This window comes from Pumilibacter intestinalis (genome assembly GCF_943193005.1).
In the GTDB taxonomy this organism is placed as follows: domain Bacteria; phylum Bacillota; class Clostridia; order Christensenellales; family Pumilibacteraceae; genus Pumilibacter; species Pumilibacter intestinalis.
The window spans coordinates 1-11,009 of sequence record NZ_CALPCH010000031.1 but is presented as its reverse complement, the minus strand read 5'-3'; the positions used below and the strand labels follow the sequence as shown (position 1 = coordinate 11,009).

Sequence of the window (11,009 nt, the reverse complement as noted above, 5' to 3'; positions counted from 1 at the left end):
GCAGGCTTTTCATTTTAATAATAAAAGAAAAAAGATTGAACATATTTTGTGTTCAACCTTTAACGAAAATGGTGGAGATAAGGGGAGAGGCGGTCGCTGTCGCTCCCTTGGTGGCGAGTGCGGCGTGCAAAGCGAATTGCGGCTGTATTTGTCGCCACCGCGAACTATCGTCTACGACTCAAAATTTCTCATTCCCACATAGTTTCACCACAAAAAAAGCAGGGATAAAAACCCTGCTTTTTTGTGGTGGAGATAAGGGGATTCGAACCCCTGACCTATACGTTGCGAACGTATCGCGCTACCAACTGTGCTATATCCCCATGCAACGATTACGTTGAATATTATAGCATAATTCGCAATAAAAGCAAACGATTTGAACGGGGTTTCGCAAAAAAATTTTTATATAAAAGAAAATTCCACGCGGCGGTTTTTGAGTCCGAACTCTTTGCCCTTGAAACCGAAATAATCGTATTTTTCAAGCAGTTCTTTTGTCGCCGAGATTTTAACGAGTTCGTCGCAGTCTTCGAAATACGGATTACAAACGTATGTGACCGATTTTGCAATAGTCACGCTTTTGAGATTTGCGCATTGCTTGAACGCGTTGTTGAAAATTTCCACCACGCCGTCGGGAATTACTATGCTTTCGAGTTTGTCGCAGTTATCGAAAGAGTAATTGTCGAGCCGCTCCACGCTTCCGCCCGACGGGATAACGCTGTTGTGACAGCCGCGCAACAGTTTTTTGGTTTGGGTTTCTATCAGGCAGTTGCCCGAGCTGTGAAATACCGAATTGCCTTCCGCCACGGTTATGCGCTCCAACCCGCCGCAACCCTCGAATACGTACACAAGTTTGGTAACGCCCGCGGGAATATAAATCTCTTTAAGACTTTTGCACTCATGGAACGCGTAAGCCCCTATCGCCGTTAAGTTTCGGGGAATATTTACGTGCTCGAGCTCCGTGCATCCATGGAACGCGTCACGCTTTATTTCCTTTATGCTTTCGGGCAGGGTTACTGTCTTTAACGCGCGGCACGCCCAAAACGCGCTCGAGCCTATACTCTCGCAAACGCTGTTTTCGGCAAAATCCACGCTTACAATGTTGGGCGTGTTTCCGTTATACTGCGGCATCATCAAAGAGTCGGGAATTAGTTTTACGTTCGCCCCTATGTGCAGAGCCACACCCGACGCGTCTTTGCCCGCGTTGTCGAACGCGCTGCTGAAAGACAAATCTTTGCCCTCGGCGTTGAAATTTATTTCCGTAAGCGTCGTGCACTCGGCAAACGCCTCCGTGCCGAGCGAGGTAAGACTTTGCGGTATTGTCGCGCTTTTCAGAGCTTTGCAATATTTGAACGCGTTCGGTCCTATGGATTTCACGGAGTCGGGCAGAGCAATGCTTTGCAGTTTGGTACAGCCCTTAAAGGCGTTTGCCCCGATTGTTTTAACGCCTTGCGGAATTGTTATTGCCGTTAATTCTATATCCGTAAACGCGTTCGCCGCAATTGCGGTTACGCTCCCGTCGGCAGGAATTTCGCTGTTTGCAAAACCGTAAACAACCGACTTTTTTTTGATGTCTATCAAGCAGTTGCCCGCAAAGCGGTATGCCGCGTTCGCGCCGTCTACGTTAATAACTTTGAGATTGGCGCACCCCTCTATCGCCCTGTTCGCTATGGCGGTTACGCTCGCGGGGATTGTAATGCTCGCCAAGTTTTTCTTGCGGAAAAACGCCTTGGCGGCAATTTTGGTAACGCCGTCGGGAATTACGGCGTTGTCCGACGTGCCTTTGTATTTAATGAGCTCGTTGTTGGCAATTTCGAAACCCGCCGCTCCCGCCTTTTTGGGCGCGGCAACTTTTACGGCACAGTTCTTAAACACGTTACTGCCCATGAAATCCACGCTTGCGGGCGTTTTAACCGAAGCGAGTTTTTCGCAGTAGGCAAACGCCTCCGCGCCCAGGTATTTTACGCTCTCGGGAAGCTCTACGCTTCTAAGCGACTCGCAACCGTAAAACGCCGCTTCGCCTACGGTTTCGATACCGTTTTGAAAAGTTACGCTCTTTAGGCTGTCGCAACCGTAAAACGCCTGTTTGCCTATGATTTTCAGATTGTCCGAAAAGTCAACCGTTTCGAGCGACTTGCAGTAGTGAAACGCGCTGTCGCAAATTTCGTTCGGACCGCCCGAAAAGGTCAGTTTCTTGAGCTTTTCGCAACCGTTAAAGGCGTTTTTTCCTATCGTTTGCACGTTCTTCCCCATCACTACACTTTGAACGCCGCTATTGAAAAAGGCGTACGAGCCTATTTTTTTGAGTCCGTCGGGAAAGTTCAATTCGCCTTGCAACGACCGCGCGTAATAAAAAGCGTTGTCGCCTATGATTTCGATACCTTTGCCGAATTGTATGCTCTTGAGATTGTAGCAACTCGAAAAGGCGTCTTTCTCGATGGTTTTTAAGCTGTCGGGAAATACCACGGTTTCCATGGCGTAATTGAAATCGAAAGCGCGTTTGCCTATTTTGATTATGCCCTCGGGTATAACTATTTGCGAACTGCCCTTGCTGTGGACGTTGTTGCGCGGGTGCGCGGTGTTGTTGGAAAAGGCTTTTTCGCCTATAACCGTTACGCTTCCGTCGGAGGGTATAACGCTGTTTTTGCAACCGCGTATAATCGTCTTTTTCTTAATATCTATAAGACAGTTGCCCGCGCCGCGATACACGGGATTGCCGTCCGCTACGGTTATCTCCTCTATATCGCCGCAATCGTCGAACGCGCCCGCGCCTATAAACTTGACCGTTTCGGAAATATGTACTTTTTTAAGACTGTGACAATCGCCGAAAGCCTCTTTGTCTATGATTTCCACGCCCGAGGGAATTACTATTTCCTGCAACTGCTCGCAGTATGCAAACGCCCTTTCTCCTATGCGTTTTACCGACGACGGGATTACCACGCTTTTTATGCCGCAATACGCCACTTCGTAGGCGCAATTTCCTATCTCGGTAACGTCGGAGGGAATGATTATATTGCCGTCGAAACCTTCGTGCGGTCTGAACGTGATTACTTTGCCGTCCTGTATCAATCCGCAATTATCGTATCTATGCATAACTTACTCCCGCAAATAAATTTACGTTTGTATTATACCACATATAAAATGCGATTTCAAGCGTTGCGCGATAAAACTATTCCGCTTAAAAAGTTTTCTCACAAAAAAGCTCATTTACAAATTTTGTTATCAATGAGCCGCAACATTTCCCATAAAAGAAAATCCCCGAATATTTCGCGGCTATTCGGGAATTTAACTTGTTGACGAGTATGCTATTAAGCTATCCTCGTTAATGGCAGAGGGGGTGGGATTCGAACCCACGAGCCCTTGCGGGCTACCTGATTTCGAGTCAGGGCCGTTATGACCACTTCGATACCCCTCCACAGCCGTATTATTGTAACATAACGGAAAAGATTTGGCAAGCGTTTGCGGGAGATAATTATTATAATCGCGCAAATAGCGTAAGCGGCTACTTGAGGTTTAAGGTAAATTGCGAGGGAGTAACGCCCATTTTGCTCTTAAACACCTTGGAAAAATACAGTGGGTCGGAAAAGCCGCATGCAAAGGCGATTTCTTTTATAGCCGTTTTGCCCTCTTGCATGAGAGCGCAGGCGGCGTTTATGCGCAGGTTCGCGAGATAGCTCCCGAAGTGCATGCCCGTGTATCTGAAAAACAGCTTGGAAAGATACTTTTCGTTGTATCCGAACTGCCGCGCCAGCGATTTGAGCCTTAAGTCCGCCGCCGTGAAATTGCTCTGAACGTAACGCTCTATGCGTGCGGCTGCGTCCGCCGAGTTTTCCTCGGGCAGATAGTTTATGAGTAAAGCCGTCGAATACTCGAGCACGCTCTTAGACAGCAAGTCCACGTTTTGGGGATTGGCGTTACCGAGCGCGGTTTTCCAAAACGAAACGAGCCCGTCGGGCGCGTCGAATATAGCCGCCGCGCCGCCCTGCATCACCCTCTTTACGAGCGCGGGCGCCCCGCCGCCCAAAAACGACACGTAAGCATATTCGAGTCCCTCCTCCCCGCATATGGAATATCTGCTCGACGGCAACGTGAAAAACAGGTTGCCTTTTTCTATGCCGTATCGTTTTTCGTCGAGCGTGAGAACGCCGCTCCCCTGCGTTACGAGATGAAGGGCGTATACCGACTTAACCGCGAGAGTTTGGGCGATATCCGTGCTTTCGAGCACAAAATTCACCGCGTTTATATCCGCGGGCGCGTTTTTCGCCGACGGCACGAATTTGCATACGTTGTCGTTTATCATAGCGATTACATTATAAAACGCTTTTGCCCGTTTGTCAATACAAGCACGCTTTTTTCCATATCGTAGCAGTAAATTTCCATTGCCGCAGCAGCATGCCGCATGCTATACTTAAACAAAACCGAGAGGAGAAAAACCATGGAACAAACCGTTAAAATAGGAGTGTTGGGCGTTTACCGCGGCCGCACCATGATAGAATATTGCAAACACGACTCGCGAGTTAAGCTCGCGGCGGTATGCGACAAAAGAAAAGACGCGTTGCAAAAAATGAAAGAGGAATTGAACGACGAGTCGATTTCTTATTACGAAAATTTCGAGGATTTGCTCGAATCGGACGTGGACGCGATAGTGCTCGCAAACTATGCCAACGAGCACGCGCCCTATGCCGTAAAATGTTTGGAACACGGCAAGCACGTGCTAAGCGAGGTTATGCCCGTGCAAAATTTTGCCGAAGCCGTCGCGCTCGTCGAAGCGGTGGAAAAGACGGGCAAAATTTACGACTACGCGGAAAACTACTGCTACTTGGTTGCCCCGCGCGAAATGCGTCGACTGTATAAAAGCGGCGCGCTCGGCGAATTCGAATACGGCGAGGGCGAGTACCTGCACAATTGCGAGGCGGGCTGGCACACAATCACTTACGGCGACCCAAACCACTGGCGCAACAACATGTCGGCGTTTTTCTACAGCACCCACTCCATAGGTCCGCTTATTCATATTACCGGACTTAAACCCGTTAAAGTCACGGGCTTCGAAATGCCGTACAACAACCGCATGGCGCGAATGGGCGCAAAAGCGGGCTGGGGCTCTTTAATAATAATCACTCTGGAAAACGGCGCGGTTATTAAAAGTCTGCACGGCGTAGGACCGAGCAAAAACTCGGTATGGTTCAGCGTTTACGGTTCGCTCGGCACAGCCGAAAGCCGCCGAGAAGCCGCCGAAGGCGACTGCGCAATTTACACCGACCTCGACGAATTCGAGGGCGAAAACGCCGACCGCAAAAACAAATACACTCCCAAAGACGAGTTTTCGGAAAGAGCGGAAGCCGCGGGTCACGGAGGTTCGGACTTTTTCACCATGTGGCATTTCGTGAGCAAAATACTCGGAGAAGAGAACGCCGAAATAATAGACGTTTACGAAGCTCTCGATATGTTTTTACCCTCGCTTTTGGCTTATCGCTCCGTGCTCGCGGGCGGCGTATCCATGGACGTGCCAAATTTCCGCAATCCCGCCGAGCGCGAAATATACCGCCGCGATTTCGCGTGCACCGACCCCAAAGTTGCCGGCGACATGCTTCAACCCTCCTACTCCAAAGGCAATCCCTACGTGCCGAGCGAAGTATACGAAAAGTTGCGCAAAGCATACCTTAAAACACTTTAATTATTTACTTACTGAACCGAATTACTCCGCCGCAAACTGGCTGTTGTATAAGTCGGAATAAAAACCGCCTTTTTCCATAAGTTCGTTGTGGTTTCCGCTCTCTATCACGTCGCCGTCTTTCATAACGAGTATGAGGTCGGCGTTCTTTATTGTGGAAAGCCTGTGCGCTATAACAAAGCTCGTGCGCCCTTTGGTGAGCGTATCCATAGCTTCCTGAATGAGCACCTCGGTGCGGGTGTCTACGCTGCTCGTAGCTTCGTCGAGTATGAGCATGGGCGCGTCCTCCACCATGGCGCGGGCTATGGTGATGAGCTGTTTTTGACCCGCCGATATGCTCGTTTTGTCGTCGAGCACGGTGTTGTATCCGTGCGGCAACGTGCGAATAAAGTGGTCGAGTCCCGCCGCTTTAGCCGCCTTTATCACCTTTTCGTCGGGCGCGTCGGTCTTCGAATACACAATGTTGTCTCGCACCGTGCCCTCGAACAGCCAGGTATCCTGCAACACCATGCCGAACAGGTCGTGTATGTTCTCGCGCGTAAGGTCTTTTATATCCACGCCGTCTATTGTGATGCTTCCGCCGTTAACCTCGTAAAAACGCATGAGTAGGTTTACCATTGTGGTTTTGCCCGCGCCGGTAGGCCCTACTATCGCCACTTTCTGTCCGGGATAAACGTGCGCCGAAAAGTCGTTTATTATGGTGCGCTCGGGGTCGTATCCGAACCGCACATTCTTAAACTCCACCTCGCCGCGTATTTCTTTAAGTTCGGTAACGGGCGCGTCGGGCGAAAGCTCCTCTTCGTTCAAGAACTCGAACACCCGCTCGCTCGCCGCCGCCGCGCTCTGCATGCTGTTCATGCCCTGCGCTATCTGCGAAAGCGGATTTGTAAACAACCTAACGTATATCATGAACGAAATTATCGTGCCTATAAAACCGGCGCCGTTTTGAATGGCGAGCACGCCGCCCACCACGCACACAGCCACGAACCCGAAGTTTCCCACAAAGTTCATAAGCGGCATCATGAGTCCCGACAAAAACTGCGATTTCCAACCGCTGGCGTACAGCTTGCCGTTTATCTCGTTGAAAGTCCGCTTAGCCTGCTTTTCGCCGCCGAGCACCTTTACCACGTTGTGCCCCGAATATATCTCCTCAACGTGTCCGTTGATTGCGCCGAGATTGCGCTGTTGCGCCAAAAAGTACTTTTGCGACTTAGACATAATAAGCATCATAAAGCCGAAGCCGACTATCGTTGCGCCTATTACCGTTAACGCCATTATCCAATTTATAGTAAACATCATTACAAGCACGCCTATAAGCATGGTAAAGCTCGTAACGAGCGAAATTACGCTCTGATTTAGCGACTGCGCAATGGCGTCAACGTCGTTGGTAACGCGGCTCAATACGTCGCCGAAAAGCGTGTTGTCGAAATAGCGGAGCGGCAAACGGTTTATCTTGCGCGAAATATCGTTTCTGAGCGACTTGCAAACGCGTTGCGTAACGCTGTTCATTATATAACCTTGCACGTAAGAGAGCACCGCGCCTACGGAATAGATTGTAACGAGAAACACCGCTATATCCACTATGGCTTTGTAGTCCATAGGTCCGGGCAAAATTATATTACCCGTCGCCTCGTCCAACTTGGGCACTGCGGCGGCTATGTAGTCGCCGAGCTTACCCACGTATTTGGGTCCCACGATGGAGAACACAGCCGACGCCACCGCTATGGTAAGCGCGATGATTATGGCGGGCAAACAGCGTTTACTGTATTTCAACAATTGTATAAGCGACTTGCGCGTGTGTTTGGCTTTTTGCACGGGCGCGTCGTTTCCTCTCATAGGGGGCATATCAGAGTTCCTCCTTGCTAAGTTGCGAATAAGCTATCTGACGGTACACCTCGCAATTTTCCATAAGTTCGGAATGCGTACCCTGTCCTACCACCTTTCCCTCGTCGAGCACCAAAATCTTGTCGGCGTCGAGTATGGTTCCTATGCGTTGCGCCACAATAAGGCGGGTGGAGTCGCCCGTTTCGTTCTTTATGGCGGAGCGCAACACCCTGTCGGTCTTGTAGTCGAGCGCGGAAAAGCTGTCGTCGAATATGAAAATTTCGGGATTGCGCACCACCGCGCGGGCTATGCTGAGGCGTTGCTTTTGTCCGCCCGACACGTTCGTGCCGCCCTGCGCTATGGGCGCGGAATATTTTCCGTCCATCTTCTCCACGAAGTCTTTGCCCTGCGCTATCTCCACCGCGCGAATTACGTCCGCTTCCGCTCTCTCCTCCGCGCCGTAACCGTAGTTTACGTTGGAGTCCACCGTGCCCGAAAACAGCACGCCGCGCTGCGGAACGTAGCCGAGTTTGCGGTGCAAATCTTCGAGCCGATAATCTTTTACGTTCACGCCGTCTACAAGCACTTCGCCGTCGGTAACGTCGTAAAAGCGGGGCACGAGGTTTATGAGCGTGCTCTTGCCGCTGCCCGTAGAACCTATGAAAGCAACGGTGTCGCCCTTATTCGCCTTAAACGATATATCTTGCAGTACGTATTCTTCGGCGTCGGGATATTTGAAGCTCACGTTTTTGAACTCCACCTCGCCTTTCACGTTCTCGGGCGCGGCAACGGGCGTGTCGGGATTTGTAACCGACGGGTTCAAGCAAAGAACCTCGTTTATTCTTCGCGCCGACACGAGCGAACGCGGCATTATCATAAACACCATGATAAGCATTATGAACGACATTACCACCTGCATGCCGTACGCCATAAACGACGTCATATCGCCGTAAAGCGCGGGGCGAAGCATAATTTCGGCGTCTTTGATGAGAACCGCGCCTATCCAATATATGGCGAGACTCATGCCGCTCATAATTACGTTCATAATCGGGTTCATGATAGACATCACTCTGCCCACGAACAAATAGTTGCCCGAGAGTTCGGCGTTGGCAAAGTCGAACTTTTTCTCCTGATAGGCTTCGGCGTTGTATGCGCGAACCACGCGCACGCCCGTGAGGTTTTCGCGGGTAACGTTGTTTAGGTTATCGGTGAGCGTTTGTATCTTTTTGAATTTGGGCACTGCGAAAAACACCACAACGAGTATGGTGAGCACGAGCAGTCCCACCGCGGCGGCAACCACTACCGACCATTCCCAGCTCTTGCCGAGAATTTTCACTACCGCCCACACAGCCATAACGGGAGCTTTTATCATAACCTGCATGCCTATTACTATGAGCGTTTGCACCTGCGTAACGTCGTTGGTGGAACGGGTGATAAGGCTCGCCGTGGAGAAACGGTTTATTTCTTCCATGGAAAAACTCTGCACTTTATCGAAAATGCGCGAGCGCAAACGGCAGGCGAAAGACGCGCTTATTTTAGCCGCGAAAAAGCCCACCGCTATAGCCGAAGCCAAACTGCCCGCGGCGCACGCAAGCATTTTGCCGCCCGCTATGAGTATAGGGCGCAACGTGTTCCCGCCCGAAACCACAAGCCGCGTTATCTCGGCGGTGTAGTCGGGCATGGTGAGCTCAAGCCAAACCTGAAGCACCACGAGCCCCACGCTAAAGGCGAACAACAGCCAATCGCGTTTGGAAAAGTATTTGAATAATTTGAGCATCCTTTATATTATGCCTCCTTTTTACGAATAATTCATTGCGAGGAAACTTGTTTCCGAAGCAATCCCAAGCATGAGAAACCTACAAAAACTATTCCCCCCCCCGCGAATTTCGCACGGGCTCGAGCAGTGCGCGTATCTTTTCGCACAGTAAAAAGAACGTGCGCTTTTCCTCGAGCGTGAGAGCGGACTCGAGATAGTTTTCCATTTCGGCAAACTTGTCGGTAATCTCCTTTTGCTCCGCTTCGGCTCTATCGGTGAGTCGGATTTTTTTACTGCGGGCGTCGGCTTCCAGCACCTCGCGGGTTATGTATCCTTCGCGCTCCAGCCGCCCGAGCAGTTCGCTCGCCGAGCTTCGGCGCAAACCGAATTCGTTCTCTATATCTTTTTGCGGCGCGCTCCCGCCGTGCACGTACAGAAAATGCAACACCATGTTGGAAACGCTCGGCACTCTCTTGCCGTCGTCGCATACGGCGTTCATTCCTCTCTTGAGCGCGATATTAAGAAGCCTAAGCTCGTTTAAGAGCTTTTTTTCTCCCGTCAAAGGCGTATTATCTCCTTTTGCCGAAATTGTTAGGGTGCTAACATTATACTATCCGTTTCAAATATTGTCAACGGTATTGAGTGATAAAAACGTAAAATTTGCAAACACTATTTTTACAAGGAGGTGAAAATAAATGCTCAAACTTTCTTCGGGCGAAATTGCGCCCAAAACCGGCGTGTACAACGTGGTTTCGTCGAACGGCAGACAGATAGGCACCGTTCACGTTAAAAAGGGCGACAGAATGCCGCCCACGCAAAGCGCGAACAACCATTTTGAAATAAACGCGTAACTACGCAAAAAAAGACTGCCCGCAGTCTTTTTACATATTTTTTATAATATTTGTCATTGCGAGGGTGCTTGCACCCGTGGCAATCTCCCACACGGAGCATGTATAGTTCAATTTCCTCATGTATGGGATTGCTTCGTCGGGCTTTGCCCTCCTCGCAATGACGTTTCACAGCGAGAGGTTCAGTTCGCGCAACTTTTCTTCGGAGAGCGGCGGCACGCCCGCGAGCGAATACTTAAGCCCCAACTTTTCCCACTTGTGTACTCCCATTGTGTGGTAGGGCAACAGCTCGATTTTTTCCGCGCCCGCCGCCATTCTTTTCACCTCGGCTACGGTTTGCACGGTGTCGGTAATGCCGGGGACGCACACGTGCCGCACCCAAAACTTTTTGCCGTGCGAGCGAAGATATTCCAAAGTTTTAATAAGCGAGTCTTGCCCCGCTCCCGTTATCTCGCGGAATTTTACAGGGTCGGGGTGCTTTATATCCAAAATCGTGAGGTCGGCAAGTTCCAACGCCTCGGGCAAATACACTCCGCCGCCCGTATCAATCGCGGTGTTTATTCCCCGCGTTTTAAGTTCTTTAAGCAGTTTCACCGCGCCCGCCGATTGCATGAGCGGCTCGCCGCCCGATAGCGTTACGCCCCCTTCTTTGCCGTAATACGCCTTGTATCTCGTGCACATTTCGGCAAGCTCCGTTTCGTCGCGCAACTCTCCGCCCTGCCAAGTATCGGGATTATGACAATACAAGCACCGCATAGGACAACCCGAAAAAAACACAACAGTTCTTATTCCCGGTCCGTCAAGCGCGCCCAAAGTTTCAATCGAGTGAATTTTTATCATAAAATTTTTCCTTTTGCCCCTCTTTTGGACGCGCCCCAAAAGAGGGGCAAAAGGGCGGCGGGGACACTTTCGGCTG

Annotated in this window: 9 protein-coding genes and 2 tRNA genes; 3 read left to right on the top strand and 8 right to left on the bottom strand. The window is 50.5% G+C overall.

What is annotated here, in order from left to right:
• Positions 1–202: hypothetical protein (locus tag NFR55_RS10115; RefSeq protein WP_251548703.1), on the top strand; the 202-nt coding region annotated here is incomplete at its 5' end.
• 42 nt (positions 203–244) lie between these two features.
• Here NFR55_RS10115 and NFR55_RS10110 read toward each other — a convergent pair.
• The 4 genes from NFR55_RS10110 to NFR55_RS10095 form a co-directional block, all read right to left on the bottom strand.
• A tRNA-Ala gene (locus NFR55_RS10110) sits at positions 245–320 on the bottom strand.
• A 79-nt stretch (positions 321–399) separates the two neighbouring features.
• Positions 400–3,087: a leucine-rich repeat domain-containing protein gene (locus tag NFR55_RS10105; protein WP_251548701.1), complete on the bottom strand. Its 2,688-nt coding sequence runs from the start codon at positions 3,085–3,087 to the stop codon at positions 400–402.
• Between the two features lie 233 nt (positions 3,088–3,320).
• Positions 3,321–3,409: transfer RNA gene (locus NFR55_RS10100), tRNA-Ser, on the bottom strand.
• 87 nt (positions 3,410–3,496) lie between these two features.
• A complete protein-coding gene (locus NFR55_RS10095) occupies positions 3,497–4,294 on the bottom strand; it encodes an AraC family transcriptional regulator (protein WP_251548699.1) in 798 nt (265 codons plus the stop codon).
• Between the two features lie 135 nt (positions 4,295–4,429).
• Between NFR55_RS10095 and NFR55_RS10090 the strand changes: the two genes are divergently transcribed.
• Positions 4,430–5,668 carry a Gfo/Idh/MocA family protein gene (locus NFR55_RS10090; RefSeq protein ID WP_251548697.1) on the top strand — a complete coding sequence of 413 codons (1,239 nt, stop codon included), beginning with the start codon at positions 4,430–4,432 and terminating at the stop codon, positions 5,666–5,668.
• A gap of 21 nt (positions 5,669–5,689) precedes the next feature.
• On the opposite strand, the gene NFR55_RS10085 is transcribed toward NFR55_RS10090, so the two are convergent.
• The 3 genes from NFR55_RS10085 to NFR55_RS10075 all read right to left on the bottom strand — a co-directional run bounded on the left by NFR55_RS10085 (position 5,690) and on the right by NFR55_RS10075 (position 9,807).
• Positions 5,690–7,510: an ABC transporter ATP-binding protein gene (locus NFR55_RS10085; RefSeq protein WP_251548695.1), complete on the bottom strand. Its 1,821-nt coding sequence runs from the start codon at positions 7,508–7,510 to the stop codon at positions 5,690–5,692.
• Position 7,511: 1 nt separating this feature from the next.
• Entirely contained in the window at positions 7,512–9,266 is a 1,755-nt protein-coding gene (locus NFR55_RS10080) for an ABC transporter ATP-binding protein (protein ID WP_251548693.1), read from the bottom strand.
• An 88-nt stretch (positions 9,267–9,354) separates the two neighbouring features.
• Positions 9,355–9,807 (bottom strand): MarR family winged helix-turn-helix transcriptional regulator, encoded by a 453-nt coding sequence (locus tag NFR55_RS10075; protein WP_251548691.1) that lies wholly within the window; start codon positions 9,805–9,807, stop codon positions 9,355–9,357.
• Between the two features lie 133 nt (positions 9,808–9,940).
• Here NFR55_RS10075 and NFR55_RS10070 point away from each other — a divergent pair, with 133 nt between their 5' ends.
• Positions 9,941–10,096 carry a YjzC family protein gene (locus tag NFR55_RS10070; RefSeq protein ID WP_251548689.1) on the top strand — a complete coding sequence of 52 codons (156 nt, stop codon included), beginning with the start codon at positions 9,941–9,943 and terminating at the stop codon, positions 10,094–10,096.
• A 165-nt stretch (positions 10,097–10,261) separates the two neighbouring features.
• Here the strand turns inward: NFR55_RS10070 and pflA are convergent, their stop codons facing one another.
• Entirely contained in the window at positions 10,262–10,933 is a 672-nt protein-coding gene (pflA, locus tag NFR55_RS10065) for a pyruvate formate-lyase-activating protein (RefSeq protein ID WP_251548686.1), read from the bottom strand.
• Positions 10,934–11,009: the final 76 nt, after the last annotated feature.

Coding starts and splice junctions, on each gene's coding strand:
- NFR55_RS10105 (WP_251548701.1), bottom strand. CDS start 3,087: ATGCATAGATACGATAATTGCGGATTGATACAGGACGGCAAAGTAATC.
- NFR55_RS10095 (WP_251548699.1), bottom strand. CDS start 4,294: ATGATAAACGACAACGTATGCAAATTCGTGCCGTCGGCGAAAAACGCG.
- NFR55_RS10090 (WP_251548697.1), top strand. CDS start 4,430: ATGGAACAAACCGTTAAAATAGGAGTGTTGGGCGTTTACCGCGGCCGC.
- NFR55_RS10085 (WP_251548695.1), bottom strand. CDS start 7,510: ATGCCCCCTATGAGAGGAAACGACGCGCCCGTGCAAAAAGCCAAACAC.
- NFR55_RS10080 (WP_251548693.1), bottom strand. CDS start 9,266: ATGCTCAAATTATTCAAATACTTTTCCAAACGCGATTGGCTGTTGTTC.
- NFR55_RS10070 (WP_251548689.1), top strand. CDS start 9,941: ATGCTCAAACTTTCTTCGGGCGAAATTGCGCCCAAAACCGGCGTGTAC.
- pflA (WP_251548686.1), bottom strand. CDS start 10,933: ATGATAAAAATTCACTCGATTGAAACTTTGGGCGCGCTTGACGGACCG.